Genomic DNA, 17,960 nt, shown 5'->3' on the forward strand with positions numbered 1-17,960 from the left:
GTCGGCTACGGCGCCCACCCGCCGCAAACCACCAGCCTGAAACAACAAAACCCGCATTGGCGGGTTTTGTTGTTTCTAGCGAAGGGGTTTATCAGAAGTCGTAACGCACGTTCGCACTGAAAGTGTCGGCGTCGAAACCACTGCTGGTCAGGTAGTTGTATGTCCCTCCCACGCTCCAAGCGCCCACTCGGTAGTTTGCACCCAGGCCCAGCTCGTAGCTGTCGCGCGCTGGTGTGGCGCCGGTGGTGGTGAATGGGGTGCCGCCGAGTACGAAGGTGGAGGTGGTGCCGGCCTTGTCGCCGATGAAGTCGTGCCAGGCCATCAGCTTGGCTTCCGGTTCCAGGCTGCCTGCACCTAGGTCAAAAGCGGCCGCCAGGCGAGCGCCCAGGCCCATTTCGCCGATTTCATAGCGCTGGCTGCCGACGTTGAGGGCGGCTGAGCTGCCTTTCTCGTGGTACGAATCCATCGACACATTTGCATAGCGCGCACCGACCTGAGGTTCCAGCAGCCACTGCTTGTTGAGCTGGAACGTGTAGCCGGCCAGTGCATTGACGCCAAAGATCTCACTGTCGTAGTCGGCCTTGGCACGGGTGCCGGCGATGTAGCGTTTGGATTCGTTGTCGTTCCAGCCATACATCAGCGAGGTGTCGACAAAGAAGTTGTCACGGGCCCAGTTGCCGTACAGGGTCAATGCGTGGCCGCTGACATCGGTTTTGTTGCCCAGGTCGGATTTGACGTCGCTGGTCAGGTAGCTGTAAGCCAGGCCTACGGTGGTCTCGGCGTTGACCTTGCCGTCGGCGCCCACGGCGATGCCGTTGGTGTTGGCGTCGTAGCCTGCGACACCGTGGCGACTGTCTTGGTCGGCATCGCTGGACAGCGCTTGCAGCCATACGCCTTGTTCTGCCAGCACGTCACCGGAGGACAAACCGCTGCGCGCTTTGCTGGCACGACGGTTGATGGCGCTTGCGACCAAGTTCTGGCTGTTGGTGGCAGCGTTGATCGCCCCACGGCTGACATCCGGCGTCAGGGTTTCGGCCAGTTTGGCCAGCTCTTCGGCGGTGGCGGCGTTGGCGAAGCTTTGGAATACCGGGTCGCTTTCGTCCAGTTGGCCCATCACCGTGTTCTTGAACGGCTTGATGGCATTCACCGCATTACGCGAGCCGTGGGCACCCAGCAGGTCTTGTGTGACGACTTCATCATTGCGGGTGGCAACCAGTGCTTTCACGTCCTGGCCTTCAATGCCGAAGTTCTTCACTTCAAGCAGGGCCGAGGAGGAAACCACGGACAGGTTCTCCGGGTCTTCCCACGTACCGGAATTGATAAGGGTGTAGCGGTTGCCCGCGGCCGAGGTGCGGAAGTCATCGGAGCGGGCCTGCAATTCGATCTGGCTGCCTGCAGAGAAGAAGGTATTGCCGGTGACTTTCAGGATCGGCGCGTTGGGCAGCGTGTCGTTATCAAGCAGCAGACGCAGGCGCGCAGTGTCGCTGTCCATGTCGAGGTCGCCGACGATGGTGGTCTGCGGGCGAAGCAGCGTCAGGCGGCCACCGTCGATATCAACGAAACCGGCGCGGATGGTCGAGCCATCGAACATCGCCTCGCCTTGCACCAGCACGCCACTGAGGCCCAGCAGGTCACCCTTGACCTGACCACCTTGCCAGTAGAAATACGAGGGTGAGGCGTTGTCGTTCACCAGAATTGCCGCAATGCCGCCTTCGATCAGGCCACCTGTCTGCCTGATGGAGAGGGTGTCGAAGCCGCCGGAGGTGTCGAGGTTGACGAAGTGGATACCCATGCCTTCGCCGGAGATAGTCCCGCTGTTGTTGATATCGCTTGTGAAGGGCGCGCCTGTCATCTGCCCGGTGAAGCGCGCGTTCTCGATCTCGATGCCCGCTGAATCGAGGCCGCGAGCGGTGATCGTGCCCGAGTTATTGATGCGCGCCTGAGTCGAGGTGATCATCATGCCGTTGGCGTTTTGGCCAGTCACACTGATCTTGCCGTTGTTGTTTACGTTGCCCGCGATATTCGCCTGATACAGGTCCAGCCCCATCGCGCCGTTGCCGCTCACCGTAATGTCGCCGTTATTGACCAGGTCGCCCGCGATGTTGGAATTAAGAAGTACGGCGATGCCGGACGGGACGTCGCTGGGGCTGGTGGTCGTCAGGTTGATGTTGCCCTGATTGATCAGATTGCCCGCCAGGGTCACGTTGAGCAGGCCGACACCTGCGTTTTGCGAGGTCCCGGCCAGGGTGGCGTTATTGAAAACATCGCCGTCGCTGTTGTAGGCCCCGTTGCTCAGGTCATAGTTGAAGTCGGGTGCGGGTGCGGCATGGACCGTGGCAGTGGCAGTGGCAGCCGCAACGGACAGCGCCAACAACGAGCGGCGCAGGTGGGAAATGTTCAAGGCAGTATCCTTACAGGGCGGAAACTGACAGGGAATAACGCGCGCGTCAGCGTCCGTCTTTTAGGCATCCCTGCCAGCTTGTCAGTGAGTGCTGATTCAAGCGCGGCCGAATTTACACGATGCGTGTAGGACAATTCATCAAGAAAATGACTAAGGCCGGGAAAAAAGCTAAAAAATGCGACGTTTCAGTTATTTTTTTAAACTTTACGGAATTAATCAGCAATAGCTGGAACTTCAGGGTCATTGGCGCTGTCACGGGCCGCGCGGAGCCTGATGGGGGAGGTAGTGGGTTGTTTCAAAGGGATCTGCCTACTCTCAGTCTCAAGACGCTGATGCGCCAACGGAGTTTTAGCCCATCGGCTCCATGCCGCTTCCCACCCCTCATCATGACTTGCCCCTGGTACATGCACGCATTGGGAGAGGGGCGAGCCAAGTGCCTGTTGGTACTGATCGGCTAAATGACTCGGAATGATTGAGTCAGCTTCTGCGATGAAATGACGCTGGGGTATTAAGACGAGTCGATCACGGTAGTCCAGCGGTTCCAGTGAACCGTCGAGCGGGGACAACCCTTTCATCGCCGCCCACAGACGTGGGCTGAGATTGCCGGCAAGGGTTTGCACTTGGGTCACATCATTGCGCTGCGCCGCCAGCAATAATGCCAGAGCGGCGCCTCCTGAATACCCCACCAGTTCGAACTCACGATTGCCATATCGCTGTTTCAGTTGGTCCATGGCCTGGCTGAGACGGTCGACCACTGCCTGAGAAAATCGTCGATCGGTCCAGAGTGAGGTTTGACAGGTTGCGGCCATCACGAACTGGCAGGGGCGTGCCAAGTAAACGTTCGGCGTCGGATCGTCGACCGCCAACCGTGGCACCAAGAGATTATGCGGGCTTGGGTCCAGGCTGGGTTGTGTGGCCGTGGCCCAGGAATGCCCATCGCCTTCCAAATAGACACGCAGGCGAGTCATTTTTTCGGCAGTTCGCGGTGCAAGGATGAAGAGGGGGAACGCATGTCCCGGCAAGACCTCCCAGTGTCGGCCATGCTCTTGAGCTAGTTGTTGCAGCGCCTCACGCGGCGTCTGGCAGGCGATGAGAAGCGCGCTGAGCATCACCAACCAGGCTTTACAGACGCCGGCCAATGGCCGACGGCAGGAAAAGTCTCTACTCAACATAGGGGGAGTTCGCAGCAGATGACTTAACGCCATTGCTTTTTCCTGACTCGGCTCACCGCCGCGCAATATCCGAAAAGTAAAACTTATCCAGCGTATGCCGCGACTCGGTGTACTCGAACTGCCGTCCATCCTGGAAGAATGTCTGGTTGCTCACCACGATCACATGGCTCTGGCCGTCGAGGTCCAGGTGGGCCTGGTCGTCTTTGCTGCGTGGCAGGGCTTTGATGGTGCGTTGGGCGTAGCTGATTTGCAGCTGCAACGTCTGTTCGATGAACGCGTAGATCGACTGCTCGGCAATGGTGCGGTCCAAGCCTGGGATCAGGTCGGCGACGAAGTGGTTGATGTCGAGGATCACGCGTTTGCCATCGATGTGTCGTACCCGTTTGATGCGGGTGATCAGCGTGCCGGGTTCGGCTTCGATGTGTTGCAGCAGCGAACCCTCCAGCGGGATCTGGGTGAATTCGACCACTTCGGTCAGGACGTCATCGCCGAGGTCGGCGTGGGTTTCGTGGAAGCTGACAATGCCGCCCAGCTGAAACTCGATCGGGTTGGGCGACAACACAAACGTGCCCTTGCCGTGGATCTTTTGCGCAAACCCACGCTCCTGCAATTGTTCGATGGCGCGGCGCACGGTGCCTCGGCTGGCCTGGTAGCTTTCCATCAATTCGGTTTCGGAGGGGAGGCGCGTACCACGTTGCAGGCGTTCAGTGGTGATGCTGGCAAGCAGATCGCTATAGATCTGGTTGTATTTGCTCATGGGGATGGCTCTGTGCCCGGCTTATTCAGGCTCGAACCTTAGTGCTACCGATAGGGTTTGTCCATTGAGCCCTTGGTTGCTGCGGCTTCCATGGGGCTCAGCAGATTCCTACAGAAAATCAGGAAAAAACAATTTCAAACTCGTACAGACGAGTTGTTGCTTTAACTCGTCTGTACGAGTACTTTTGCTTTCGGCGTGCTGCCAATGACTGCCCCCAAATAAAAAAACCAAAGTGGAAACCAAGCATGAGCCACGACTATTCGAATATCGCCCGCGAGATCCTCGAGCACCTCGGAGGCAGCGACAACCTGGAGCAAGCCGCACACTGCGTGACCCGCCTGCGCCTGGCGCTCAAGGACCCCAGCCGGGTCAATGGCAGCGCGCTGAACCAGGTCGATCTGGTCAAGGGTTCGTTCTTTACCGGCGGCCTGTTTCAAGTGGTGATCGGTCCGGGTGAAGTGGAAAAGGTCTACGCCGCCCTGCGCGAGCAAACCGGCCTTGCCGCCTCGACCATCGCCGACGTCAAGAAAGCCGGCGGCGACAAGACCAACCCCATGCAGCGCCTGGTCCGCGTGTTCTCCGATGTGTTTATGCCGATCCTGCCCGCGCTGATCATTGCCGGCCTGCTTATGGGCATCAACAACCTGATGGGCGCCAAGGGCATGTTCATCGAGGGCAAGACGCTGCTGGAGGCCTATCCGAACCTGGATGGCCTGTGGAGCCTGATCAACCTGATGGCCAATACCTCGTTCGTGTTCCTCCCGGCGCTGGTGGGTTGGTCGGCGGCCAAGCGTTTCGGCGGCAGTGAAATCCTCGGCATCGTACTCGGCTTGATGCTGGTGCATCCGGACCTGCTCAACGCCTGGAACTACGGCAAGGCCGTCGCCGGTCTGGATGGCCAGAGCCTGCCGTACTTCGACATTTTCGGCTGGTTCAGGATCGAAAAAGTCGGCTACCAGGGGCAGATCCTGCCGATCCTGATGGCCGCCTATGTGATGAGCGTGATCGAGAAGTGGCTGCGGGCACGGGTGCCCAATTCGATTCAATTGCTGGTAGTGCCCATCACCACCATCGTGGTCACCGGTGTGCTGGCCTTGGCGATCATCGGCCCGGTGACCCGTCACCTTGGCATCCTGATCACCGAAGGCGTGGTCACCCTGTTCGACCTGGCGCCGATGGTCGGTGGGGCGATTTTCGGCCTGCTGTATGCGCCGCTGGTGATCACCGGCATGCACCACATGTTCCTGGCCGTGGACCTGCAACTGATCTCTACCCAGGGCGGCACCTTTATCTGGCCGATGATCGTGATGTCCAACCTGGCCCAGGGCAGTGCCGCACTCGCCGTGTTCTACACCACCCGCAATGCGCGGGACAAAAGCATGGCCTCCACCTCTGCGATTTCCGCGTATTTCGGCATCACGGAACCAGCGATGTTCGGGGTGAACCTGCGCTTCAAGTTTCCGTTTTATGCGGCGTTGGTGGGGTCGGCCCTGGGCAGCATTTTCCTGTCGCTGAACAAGGTGCAGGCCTCGGCCATCGGGGTGGGAGGCTTGCCTGGGTTTATTTCGATCGTGCCGCAATCCATCGCGGTTTTTGTGATCGGGATGGTCATCGCGATGGTCGTGCCGTTTGTTTTGACCTGTGCGTTGAGCATGAAGATTGTTCGGCCGGGTTATCGCGTCGCCTGAACTATCGCTATCGGGGCAAGCCCCCTTCCCACAGTTGGAATGCTTACACCCTGTGGGAGGGCGGCGCGACGGTTCGACGTGCTCCCGATGAGGCCCGAGAGGCCAGCACAAAACCCTACTAAAGGAACCCACCATGCAAGACTGGCAACACTCGGTGATCTACCAGATCTACCCCAAAAGCTTCCACAGTCACGCGGGTAACGCCACCGGTGATCTGCTGGGCATCGTGGACAAGCTCGACTACCTCCAATGGCTAGGCGTGGATTGTTTGTGGATCACGCCGTTCCTGCGTTCGCCGCAACGGGACAACGGCTACGACATCAGCGACTACTACGCCATCGACCCCAGCTACGGGACCATGGCCGACTGCGACTTGCTGATCGCCGAAGCGGCCAAGCGCGGCATCAAGTTGATGCTCGACATTGTGGTTAACCACACCTCCATCGAGCATGAATGGTTCCAGCAGGCACGCAGCAGCCTCGACAACCCCTACCGCGACTTCTATATCTGGCGCGACCAGCCGAACAACTGGGAATCCAAGTTTGGTGGTTCGGCCTGGGAGTACGAGGCGCAAACCGGCCAGTATTTCCTGCATCTGTTCGATCACACCCAGGCGGACCTCAATTGGGACAACCCCAAGGTGCGCGCCGAAGTGTTCAAGCTCATGCGCTTCTGGCGTGACAAAGGCGTGGGCGGTTTCCGCCTGGATGTGATCAACCTGATCTCCAAACCCGCCGATTTCCCTGAAGACAGCAGCGACGGCCGCCGTTTCTACACCGATGGCCCGAACGTGCACGCGTACCTGCAGGAAATGCACCGCGAAGTCTTCGAGGGGCATGACTTGATCAATGTCGGCGAAATGTCGTCCACCAGCCTGGAACATTGCATCCGCTACTCTCGGCCCGAGTCGAAAGAGCTGTCGATGACCTTCAACTTTCACCACTTGAAAGTGGATTACCCGAACCTGCAAAAGTGGGTGAAGGCCGACTTCGATTTCCTGCAACTCAAGCAGATCCTTTCCGACTGGCAACTGGGCATGCAGGCCGGCGGCGGCTGGAACGCGCTGTTCTGGTGTAACCACGACCAGCCGCGAGTGGTCTCGCGCTTCGGTGATGACGGCGAGTACCGCGTGGTCTCGGCCAAGATGCTCGCCACTGCGCTGCACTTTCTCCAAGGCACGCCGTTTGTGTACCAGGGCGAAGAACTGGGCATGCCCAATCCGGGCTTCGACAGGATCGAGCAGTACCGCGATGTGGAGACCCTGAACATCTTCCGCCTCAAGCGCGATGCGGGCGAATCCGAAGCGGCGAGCATGGCCGCGATCATGCAGAAGTCCCGCGACAACGGCCGTACGCCCATGCAATGGAACGCGCAGCCAAATGCCGGTTTCAGCAGCGGCGAGCCGTGGATCGGCATCCCGGCCAGTGCGGCGCACATCAATGTCGAACACCAACTCGACGATCCCGACTCCGTGCTGCACCACTACCGCGCGCTGATCGCCTTGCGTCGTCACGAACCGCTGATCCAAGAGGGCGTTTACCGGCCACTGCTGCAAGACCATTTGCAGGTCTGGGCCTACCTGCGCGAAGGCCTCGGCGAGCGCCTGCTGGTGCTGAACAACTTCTACGGCCAGCCCTGTGAGATCCAACTGCCTGACGAGGTGATTGGTGCGGCGACCGAGCAACGCCTGCTGATCAGCAACTACCCCGACTGCCCGCAACGCACCACCACGGTGGTGTTGCGTCCGTACGAATCTTTTGTGCTGCATTTGAAGGACTGAGACCCGCTGTAACCCCTGTATGGGAGTGCAGGGGCGCTGCAAAAAAACATAATAAAAATATTGGAGTGCTTCATGAAAACCACCGTAAAGCTCGGCCTCGTTGCCTCCTGCCTGAGTCTGCCATTCGGCGCCCAGGCCCTGGAATTCGCCGGTTACCTGCGCAGTGGCGCGGGGACTTCCACGGGCAGTGGCCCACAGCAGTGTTTCCAGTTGCCGGGGGCGCAAACCAAATACCGCCTGGGCAACGAATGCGAGCAGTACGCCGAACTGGAACTGCGTCAGGACCTGTTGACCTTCGACGATGGCTCGGTACTCAGCGTCGATGCGATGGCCTCGCTCTACAACAAGTACGACCGCGCCCTTAAATTCCAAGGCGAAGACAACGGCTCCGCGCGCATGCCGCAGATGTATGCGCAATGGTCGAACCTGCCTGCCCTCAACGGCGGTTCGCTGTGGGCCGGTCGGCGTTACTACAAACGTAACGACATCCATATTTCCGACTTCTACTACTGGAACCAGAGCGCCACGGGCGGCGGTATCGAGGACGTGCTGATCGGCGACCTCAAGTACAGCTATGCAATTTCCCGCAAGGACAACCTGTACCAGAAGGAATACGCCACCCGTCACGATTTCAACGTCGCGGGCTTCAAGACCAACCCCGGCGGCGAGCTGGAGCTGGGCTTGAGCTATATCGAAAAGGCCGGTGGGCGCGATACCCACAGCGGTTGGGCGCTGACCGCGCAGCATGTGCAAAAACCCTTCCTGGGCGGCAAGAACAAATTCGCCGTGCAGTACGGCGAAGGCCCCGGCACCGGCCTGGGCTACACCGGCAATACCTTCCTGGACAACAGCAGCAAAAGTTATCGCGCCGTGGAGTTTTTCGACTGGCAGGTGACCCCGCGTTTCGGTGGGCAGATCGAGGCGGTGTACCAGAAGGACATTCGGCCCGGCAGCCAGGATCAGACCTGGATGTCCATCGGCGTACGGCCTGCGTATGCGCTCAGCGAACAATTCAAACTGGTCACCGAACTGGGGCACGATCAAGTCGACGCCACCGGCGGCACGCGCAAACTGAGCAAATTTACCTTCGCCCCGACCTGGTCGCCCAAAGGCCCGGATTTCTGGGCGCGACCGGAAGTGCGCTTGTACTACACCTATGCGACCTGGAACGAAGCGGCCAAGCGTGCGGCGAATGAACTGGCGGCGGGCTCGGCGTTGTCCGACACCGGTTCCTATGGCACGGCGCGGCATGGGTCGAACGTGGGCGTGCAGGTTGAATACTGGTGGAAATAAGTCACCCCTGGCATTCGCATCTACCCGTGATTTTTACAGAACAAAACAGCAGGTGAAGTCATGATCGCAACGCAACCCCTGGAATTGCGGGCGCCCTTGTCGGGTGTACTGCTGGCGCTAGACACGGTGCCCGACCCGGTATTCGCCAGCCGCATGATCGGCGACGGCCTGTGCATCGACCCAACATCTCAGACCCTCTGCGCACCGCTGGCCGGGGTGATCAGCAATATCCAGGACACTGGGCATGCGGTCAGCATCACCGATGACAACGGCGTGCAGGTGCTGATGCATATCGGCCTGGACACTGTAAGCCTGGCCGGCAAGGGCTTCACCCGTCTGGTCGAGGAAGGCCAGAGGGTGGAGGCAGGGCAAGCCCTGATCGAATTCGATGCCGACTATGTGGCGCTCAACGCGCGCAGTGTGCTGACCCTGATGCTGGTGGTCAGCGGCGAGCCCTTCACGCCTCTGGCAAGCGGCCTGGTGGAACTGGGCCAGCCCGTGTTGCAGGTAGCCGCTGGCAATCGGATAGAAGAGGCCGATGAGGAGGAGGGCGACGCCCTGTTCTCCAAGCCGCTGACCTTGCCGAATGCCAACGGCCTGCACGCCCGCCCGGCGGCTGTATTGGCCCAGGCCGCGAAAGCGTTTAGCGCAAGCATCTACCTGCACAAGCAAACCCAGAGCGCCAATGCCAAATCGCTGGTGGCGATCATGGCCCTGCAAACCGTGCAGGGCGACAGCGTGCAAGTGAGTGCGGCGGGGGAAGACGCCGAGGCCGCGATCGCGGCGTTGGTTGCGTTGTTGACGCAAGGCTGTGGCGAGGCCGTCGCGACACCGACGGCACCGGAGCAACCGGCGTTGTCGGCCACGCTACTAAGGGGCGTGTGCGCATCGCCGGGGGCGGCGTTCGGCCAAGTGTTTCAAGTGGCCGAGCCTGTGTTGAACATCACTGAGCAGGGCGCCGGGCAGGACGTTGAGCAGGCAGCGTTGGCCCGTGGTCTGGCGGCCGCGACCCAAGCGCTTCAAGCCTTGCAGGACGATGCCGTCGGCAGTGCCCAGGCGGAGATCTTTCGTGCCCATCAGGAACTGCTTGAAGACCCGACATTACTGGAACAAGCCCACGAATTATTGGCCGAGGGTAAGAGCGCAGCCTTTGCCTGGAACCGCGCCACCGCCGCCACCGTGGAACTCTTCCAGGGCTTGGGCAATGCGCTGATCGCCGAGCGGGCAGCGGACCTGGCGGATGTCGGCCAGCGTGTGTTGAAACTGATCCTCGGTATTCAAGACAGCGCCTGGGACTTGCCCGAGCGCGCGATCCTGATCGCCGAGCAACTCACCCCTTCGCAAACCGCCAGCCTGGACACGCGCAAGGTGCTGGGCTTTGTCACGGTCGGCGGCGGCGCCACCAGCCATGTCGCCATCCTCGCCCGGGCCCTTGGCCTGCCGGCGATTTGCGGCGTGTCGCCTGAAGTGCTGGCGCTGGCCAATGCTCGGTATGTCTTGTTGGACGCCGATCAGGGTACGTTGCAGTTGGACCCGGACCTGGCGCAAATCGAGCAGTTGGAAACGGCGCGCGCGCAACAGCTGCTGCGTCATCAGCGGGACATGGCGCAGGCCAGCGTTCCTGCAATCACCCGCGATGGGCATCATGTCGAAGTCACCGCCAACGTTGCTTCGTTGCCGGAAGTGGAGCAGTCCCTGGGCCTGGGCGGCGAAGGCGTCGGCCTGCTGCGTTCGGAATTTCTCTACCTGGACCGCAACCGCGCCCCCAGCCCCGACGAACAAGCCGCCACCTACACCGCCATCGCCCGTGCCTTGGGCACCGAGCGCAACCTGGTGGTGCGCACCCTGGATGTCGGCGGTGACAAACCTTTGGCCTATGTGCCGATGGAGGCCGAGAACAACCCATTCCTCGGTCTGCGCGGCATTCGCCTATGCCTGGAGCGGCCGCAATTGTTGCGCGAACAGTTCCGCGCGATCCTCGCCAGCGCCGGTTTCGCGCGGCTGCATATCATGCTGCCGATGGTCAGCCTGCTCTCTGAGTTGCACCTGGCTCGGCGGATTCTTCAAGAAGAAGCATCGGCGCTCGGGCTCGCGACGCTACCGAAACTGGGCATCATGATCGAAGTGCCGTCCGCTGCATTGATGGCGGACGTCTTCGCTCCCCATGTGGACTTTTTCTCCATCGGCACCAATGACCTGACCCAATACACCCTGGCCATGGACCGCGACCATCCGCGCCTGGCCAGTCAGGCCGACAGCTTCCACCCGGCGGTGTTGCGGCTGATCGACACAACGGTCAAGGCTGCCCATGCCCACGGCAAGTGGGTCGGCGTGTGCGGTGCGCTGGCGTCCGAAGCGCTGGCGGTGCCGGTGTTGATCGGGTTGGGGGTGGATGAGCTGTCGGTCAGCGTCCCGTTGATCCCCACTATCAAGGCCACGGTGCGCGAACTGGACCTGGCTGACTGCCAGATCATCGCCCGTCAGGTCCTGGGCCTGGAAGAAGCCGCCCAAGTGCGCGAGGCATTGCGCATGTACCAGGCGGCCACCGTTGAAACCTCACCTGTCGTGGAGCTTTGAGCATGTTCGAGAAATTGCAGCGGGCGTTCTGGAAGGCCCTTACTCCGGATCTGGTGGCGGAAACCGTAGCCGCGCCAACGCAGAATGAGTTGTCGGCCGAGGTGCTGAGTGCGTTGGGCGGGGCGGATAACCTCAAGTCGCAACAGCGTGTTGCGCTGACGCGGGTGCGGGTGCAGTTGGAGGATGCGGGGCGGCTGGATGAGGCGGGGTTAAGGGCGTCGGGTATTGCTGGCGTGATGGTGTTACCGGGCGGCGTAGTCCATCTGCTCACCGGCCTTTGAGCCAAGTAAAGCCAATTGGCGGCGTCTGAAATATTGCGCTCAGAGTGGCGGGGTGTCTTCCGGCGGCTTGGTCTTGTCGATACCCGGCACATGCAGGTTGCCTTCGACCACCTGGTTGCCTTCCAGCTGCGGCTGGGTCACCCAGGTGAGAATGTCGTAGTAGCGCCGGATGTTCGCCACAAAGTGCACCGGTTCGCCGCCCCGCGCGTAACCGTAGCGGGTCTTGCTATACCACTGCTTCTGCGACAGGCGCGGCAGCATCTTCTTTACGTCCAGCCATTTGTTCGGGTTCAGGCCTTCGCGCTTGGCCAACGTGCGAGCGTCTTCCAGATGGCCGGTGCCCACGTTGTAGGCGGCGAGGGCGAACCAGGTGCGGTCCGGTTCGGCGATCTTGTCGTCCAGTTCGTCCTTGATCTTGGCCAGGTACTTGGCCCCGCCCATGATGCTTTGCCGGGCATCCAGGCGGTTGGACACGCCCATGGCCTGGGCGGTGTTCTGGGTCAGCATCATCAGGCCGCGCACGCCGGTCTTGGAGGTGACGGCCGGCTGCCACAGTGATTCCTGGTAACCGATGGCCGCCAGCAGGCGCCAATCGACCTTTTCTGCCTTGGCATATGCCCGGAAGTGCTTTTCATATTTGGGCAGGCGTTGCTGCAAATGCTGGGCGAAGGTGTAGGCGCCGACATAACCCAGTACATCGACATGCCCGTAATAGCGGTCTTTTAGCCGTTGCAGGGTGCCGTTCTTCTGCACCTTGTCGAGGTAACTGTTGACCTCGTTGAGCAGGCTGTTGTCATCCCCGGCGGCCACGGCCCAGCTCTGGTTGCTGGCATTGCCCAAGTCGAAGGCCACGCGCACATTGGGAAAGTACACCTGATTCATCGCCACTTCGTTGGAGTCCACCAGGGTCAGATCGATTTGGCCCTCATCCACCATGCGCAGCAAATCGACCACCTCGACCGCGTCGGATTCTTCGTATTCGATGGCAGGATTTTGCTTTTTCAGCTCGGCCAGTTGTTCGGCGTGGGTGCTGCCCTTGAGCACCATGATCTTCTTGCCCACCAGATCCGCCGCGTTGGTCGGCCGCGATTGGCCGTTGCGATAGATGATCTGCGGAGTGACTTCCAAATAAGGATGGGAGAAACGCACCTGTTGCTGACGCTGTTCGCTGCTCACCAGGCCGGCGGCGGCGAGCACCGGGCCGTTGGGTTTGCCCAACTGGCCGAACAGGTCGTCAAGGTTGTCGGCGGTCTCGATTTCCAGCTTCACCCCAAGGTCATCGGCAAAACGCTTGACCAGTTCGTACTCGAAACCGGTTTCACCGTTGCGGTCCTGGAAATAAGTGGCTGGACTGTTTCGAGTAACCACCCGCAATACGCCATCCTCCTTGATTCGCTCGAGCGTGCTGGGTTTATCAACACAGGCGCTGAGCATCAGGAAGAGTCCGGTTGCGATGAGCCATCTGGCGCATCGCGGGCGCAAAGCAGTTGGGGAGAACATCTGCGCAGTATACGCAAACGGCCCACGGCGCCATATCTCGACAGCACGGGACTTGTCTGCTAGCGCCGCCAAAACTGTGCTGCAGCCCGCAGAAATGGGCGTTGGCGGGCGTTTGTGACGGTTAAAATAACTGCGCGGAATGCAGCGGATGACGCCGCGATAAGGTGCAATCGCGGCCAACTGACGTTCGGCAGCGGCCAGCGATACCGTTTCGGGTGCCGTTGGCGGCGGTTTACGCTAGAATGCACGGCCTCAAAGCACACCCCTTCCCGAGGCTGTCCCGAAGATGTTGATCCTGCGCGGCGCTCCTGCCCTTTCTGCCTTTCGCCACAGCAAACTCCTTGAGCAACTGAGCCAGAAGGTTCCAGCTGTTACAGGCTTGTACGCTGAATTTGCTCACTTCGCCGACGTGAGCGGCGTTTTGACCGCCGACGAACAGCAAGTGCTGGCACGCCTTCTGAAGTACGGCCCAAGCGTTCCCGTTCAAGAGCCGACCGGCCGCTTGTTCCTGGTTCTGCCACGGTTCGGCACCATCTCGCCCTGGTCGAGCAAGGCCAGCGACATTGCCCGCAACTGCGGCCTGTCGAATATCCAGCGCCTGGAACGCGGTATCGCCTTCTACGTCGCCGGGCAGTTCAGCGAGGCCGAAGCCGAGCTGATCGCCAGCAGCCTGCACGACCGCATGACCCAGATCATCGTCGGCCAGTTGGAACAGGCCGCCGGACTGTTCAGCCATGCCGAGCCCAAGCCGCTGACCGCGATTGACGTGCTCGGCGGTGGCCGCGCCGCCCTCGAGAAGGCCAATACCGAACTGGGCCTGGCCCTGGCCGAAGACGAGATCGACTATCTGGTCAACGCCTTCAACGGCCTCAAGCGCAACCCCCACGACATCGAACTGATGATGTTCGCCCAGGCCAACTCCGAGCATTGCCGTCACAAGATCTTCAACGCCAGTTGGGACATCGACGGCGAAAGCCAGGAAAAAAGCCTGTTCGGCATGATCAAGAACACCTACGTGATGCACAGCGAAGGTGTTCTTTCTGCTTATAAAGACAACGCCTCGGTAATCGTCGGCTCCGTCGCCGGCCGTTTCTTCCCGGACCCCGAGACCCGCCAGTACGGCGCGGTGCAGGAGCCGGTGCATATCCTGATGAAGGTCGAGACCCACAACCACCCGACCGCGATTGCCCCGTTCCCAGGCGCAGCCACCGGTTCCGGCGGCGAGATCCGCGACGAAGGTGCTACCGGTCGCGGCGCCAAGCCCAAGGCCGGCCTCACCGGTTTCACCGTCTCCAACCTGCAGATCCCGGGCTTCGAACAGCCGTGGGAAGTGCCGTACGGCAAGCCCGAGCGCATCGTCACCGCGCTGGACATCATGATCGAAGGCCCGCTGGGCGGCGCCGCGTTCAATAACGAGTTCGGCCGTCCGGCCCTGACCGGCTACTTCCGTACCTTTGAACAGTCCATCACCACCCCCCGTGGCGATGAAGTGCGCGGTTACCACAAGCCGATCATGCTGGCCGGCGGCATGGGCAACATCCGTGAAGAACACGTCAAGAAAGGCGAGATCCTGGTCGGCTCCAAGCTGATCGTGCTCGGCGGCCCGGCGATGCTGATCGGCCTGGGCGGCGGCGCTGCTTCCTCCATGGCCACCGGCACCAGCTCGGCGGACCTGGACTTCGCGTCCGTACAGCGCGAAAACCCGGAAATGGAACGCCGTTGCCAGGAAGTCATCGACCGTTGCTGGCAACTGGGTGACAAGAACCCCATCAGCTTTATTCACGACGTCGGCGCGGGCGGTCTGTCCAACGCCTTCCCGGAGCTGGTTAACGATGGCGACCGTGGCGGCCGCTTCGAACTGCGCAATATTCCAAACGACGAGCCGGGCATGGCCCCGCACGAAATCTGGAGCAACGAATCCCAGGAGCGTTACGTGCTGGCCGTCGGCGCCGACGACTTCGCGCGCTTCCAGGCCATCTGCGAGCGTGAGCGCTGCCCGTTTGCCGTGGTCGGCGAAGCCACTGCCGAACCGCAACTGACCGTCACCGACAGCCACTTCGGCAACAGCCCGGTGGACATGCCCCTCGAAGTGCTGCTGGGCAAAGCCCCGCGCATGCACCGTTCGGCGGTACGTGAAACCGAACTGGGCGATGATTTCGACCCAAGCAAGCTGGAACTGGCCGACAGCATCGAACGCGTGCTGCATCACCCGGCCGTGGCGAGCAAGAGCTTCCTGATCACCATCGGCGACCGCACCATCACCGGCCTGGTGGCCCGTGACCAAATGGTCGGCCCGTGGCAGGTCCCGGTGGCTGACGTGGCCGTCACCGCCACCAGCTTCGACGTTTATACCGGTGAAGCCATGGCCATGGGCGAGCGTACCCCGCTGGCCCTGCTGGACGCTCCGGCGTCGGGCCGCATGGCCATTGGCGAAACCCTCACCAACATCGCCGCATCGCGCATCGGCAAGCTGTCTGACATCAAATTGTCGGCCAACTGGATGTCCGCCGCCGGCCACCCGGGTGAAGACGCGCGCCTGTACGACACCGTGAAAGCCGTCGGCATGGAGCTGTGCCCTGAGCTGGGCATTACCATCCCGGTGGGCAAGGACTCGATGTCCATGGCCACCCGCTGGAACGAAGACGGCACCGACAAGAGCGTCACCTCGCCGCTGTCGCTGATCGTCACCGGTTTTGCGCCGGTTACCGACATCCGCCAGACCCTCACCCCGCAACTGCGCATGGACAAGGGCACCACTGACCTGGTGCTGATCGACCTGGGCCGTGGCCAGAACCGCATGGGCGCCTCGATCCTGGCGCAGACCCACGGCAAGCTCGGCAAGCAGGCCCCGGACGTCGACGACGCCGAAGACCTCAAAGCCTTCTTCGCCGTGATCCAGGGCCTTAACGCCGACGGCCACCTGCTGGCCTACCACGACCGTTCCGACGGCGGCTTGCTGACCAGCGTCGTGGAAATGGCCTTCGCCGGTCACTGCGGCCTGAACATCGTGCTCGACAGCGTTGCCGAGGATGCGTCCGAGATCAACGGCATCCTGTTCAACGAAGAGTTGGGTGCGGTGATCCAGGTACGCCAGGACGCTACCCCTGATGTGCTGGCTCAGTTCAGCGCGGCCGGCCTGGCCGATTGCGTCGCGGTGATCGGTCAGCCGATCAACAACGGCGAAATCAATATCTCCTTCAACGGCGACACCGTGTTCAGCGGTCAGCGTCGTCTGCTGCAACGCCAGTGGGCCGAGACCAGCTACCAGATCCAACGCCTGCGCGATAACGCCGACTGCGCCGAGCAGGAATTCGACGTGATCCTGGAAGAAGACAACCCGGGCCTGAGCACCAAGCTCAGCTTCGACGTCAACCAGGACATCGCCGCGCCGTACATCAAGAAAGGCATCCGCCCACAGGTGGCGGTGCTGCGTGAGCAGGGCGTCAACGGTCAGGTGGAAATGGCGGCGGCGTTCGACCGCGCCGGCTTCAATGCGATCGATGTGCACATGAGCGACATCCTCGCCGGTCGCGTCGACCTCAACGAGTTCAAGGGCCTGGTGGCCTGCGGCGGTTTCTCCTATGGCGACGTGCTGGGTGCCGGCGAAGGCTGGGCCAAGTCGGCGCTGTTCAACAGCCGTGCCCGCGATGCGTTCCAGGGCTTCTTCGAGCGCAACGACAGCTTCACCCTGGGTGTGTGCAACGGTTGCCAGATGATGTCCAACCTTCACGAGCTGATCCCGGGCAGTGAGTTCTGGCCGCACTTTGTGCGCAACCGCTCCGAGCAGTTCGAAGCCCGTGTCGCCATGGTGCAGGTGCAGGAGTCCAACTCGATCTTCCTGCAAGGCATGGCCGGTTCGCGCATGCCGATCGCCATCGCCCACGGTGAAGGCCATGCCGAGTTCGAAAGCGAAGAGGCACTGCTGGAAGCCGACCTGTCCGGCACCGTGGCCCTGCGTTTCGTCGACAACCACGGCAAGGTCACCGAGACCTACCCGGCCAACCCGAACGGCTCGCCGCGTGGGATCACCGGCCTGACCAGCCGCGACGGCCGCGTGACCATCATGATGCCGCACCCGGAGCGCGTGTTCCGCGCGGTGCAGAACTCGTGGCGTCCTGAAGAGTGGAACGAAGACGGTGCCTGGATGCGCATGTTCCGCAACGCGCGCGTGTGGGTGAACTGAGGCGGTGTACAAGCTCAGCTTCTTTGTGCCCGACAGCCATGTGGAGACGGTGAAAACCGCCGTCTTTGCAGCTGGCGGCGGGCGCATCGGCGACTACGACAGCTGCGCCTGGCAAGTGCTGGGCCGCGGCCAGTTTCGCGCGTTGGACGGCAGCCAGCCGTTTCTCGGGCAAGTCGGCGAGGTTGAAGTGGTCGATGAGTGGAAAGTTGAGATGGTGGTGGCGGACGATTTGATCGTAGCCGCAGTGGCTGCGTTAAAGCTCAGCCATCCCTACGAAACACCTGCGTATGAAGTGTGGTCGTTGGCGGATTTCTGATCTGCCGGCAGC

At 61.3% G+C, this 17,960-nt stretch carries 11 protein-coding genes; 7 read left to right on the top strand and 4 right to left on the bottom strand.

Annotated features, from left to right (window positions below):
- Positions 1 to 91: 91 nt before the first annotated feature.
- The 3 genes from ABX75_RS18990 to treR form a co-directional block, all read right to left on the bottom strand.
- Positions 92 to 2,401: an autotransporter outer membrane beta-barrel domain-containing protein gene (locus tag ABX75_RS18990; protein ID WP_047882464.1), complete on the bottom strand. Its 2,310-nt coding sequence runs from the start codon at positions 2,399 to 2,401 to the stop codon at positions 92 to 94.
- A 212-nt stretch (positions 2,402 to 2,613) separates the two neighbouring features.
- A complete protein-coding gene (locus ABX75_RS18995; protein ID WP_236238706.1) occupies positions 2,614 to 3,510 on the bottom strand; it encodes an alpha/beta hydrolase in 897 nt (298 codons plus the stop codon).
- Between the two features lie 115 nt (positions 3,511 to 3,625).
- The gene (treR, locus tag ABX75_RS19000) at positions 3,626 to 4,330 is read right to left on the bottom strand and encodes a trehalose operon repressor (protein ID WP_047882465.1); all 705 of its coding nucleotides are present in this window, start codon (positions 4,328 to 4,330) and stop codon (positions 3,626 to 3,628) included.
- Between the two features lie 245 nt (positions 4,331 to 4,575).
- Here treR and treP point away from each other — a divergent pair, with 245 nt between their 5' ends.
- From treP to ABX75_RS19025, 5 genes are all read left to right on the top strand, one after another.
- The gene (treP, locus tag ABX75_RS19005) at positions 4,576 to 6,018 is read left to right on the top strand and encodes a PTS system trehalose-specific EIIBC component (RefSeq protein WP_034100377.1); all 1,443 of its coding nucleotides are present in this window, start codon (positions 4,576 to 4,578) and stop codon (positions 6,016 to 6,018) included.
- 133 nt (positions 6,019 to 6,151) lie between these two features.
- Positions 6,152 to 7,798, top strand: a complete 1,647-nt coding sequence (treC, locus tag ABX75_RS19010) for an alpha,alpha-phosphotrehalase (RefSeq protein WP_040269369.1) — start codon at positions 6,152 to 6,154, stop codon at positions 7,796 to 7,798.
- A gap of 72 nt (positions 7,799 to 7,870) precedes the next feature.
- The gene (locus ABX75_RS19015) at positions 7,871 to 9,091 is read left to right on the top strand and encodes a carbohydrate porin (protein WP_047882466.1); all 1,221 of its coding nucleotides are present in this window, start codon (positions 7,871 to 7,873) and stop codon (positions 9,089 to 9,091) included.
- 60 nt (positions 9,092 to 9,151) lie between these two features.
- The gene (ptsP, locus tag ABX75_RS19020; protein WP_047882467.1) at positions 9,152 to 11,668 is read left to right on the top strand and encodes a phosphoenolpyruvate--protein phosphotransferase; all 2,517 of its coding nucleotides are present in this window, start codon (positions 9,152 to 9,154) and stop codon (positions 11,666 to 11,668) included.
- 2 nt (positions 11,669 to 11,670) lie between these two features.
- On the top strand, positions 11,671 to 11,949 hold the full coding sequence (locus tag ABX75_RS19025; RefSeq protein ID WP_034100369.1) for a PTS transporter subunit EIIB: 279 nt from the start codon (positions 11,671 to 11,673) through the stop codon (positions 11,947 to 11,949).
- A 39-nt stretch (positions 11,950 to 11,988) separates the two neighbouring features.
- Here ABX75_RS19025 and mltF read toward each other — a convergent pair whose 3' ends face one another.
- The gene (gene mltF / locus ABX75_RS19030; RefSeq protein WP_034100367.1) at positions 11,989 to 13,449 is read right to left on the bottom strand and encodes a membrane-bound lytic murein transglycosylase MltF; all 1,461 of its coding nucleotides are present in this window, start codon (positions 13,447 to 13,449) and stop codon (positions 11,989 to 11,991) included.
- A gap of 286 nt (positions 13,450 to 13,735) precedes the next feature.
- On the opposite strand from mltF, the gene purL reads away from it, so the two are divergent.
- Positions 13,736 to 17,632 (top strand): phosphoribosylformylglycinamidine synthase, encoded by a 3,897-nt coding sequence (gene purL, locus ABX75_RS19035; protein WP_047882468.1) that lies wholly within the window; start codon positions 13,736 to 13,738, stop codon positions 17,630 to 17,632.
- 4 nt (positions 17,633 to 17,636) lie between these two features.
- Entirely contained in the window at positions 17,637 to 17,948 is a 312-nt protein-coding gene (locus ABX75_RS19040; RefSeq protein ID WP_034139199.1) for a YqfO family protein, read from the top strand.
- The last annotated feature ends 12 nt before the right edge of the window (positions 17,949 to 17,960 follow it).

Source organism: Pseudomonas sp. ARP3, from assembly GCF_001029595.1.
GTDB lineage: Bacteria > Pseudomonadota > Gammaproteobacteria > Pseudomonadales > Pseudomonadaceae > Aquipseudomonas > Aquipseudomonas rhodesiae.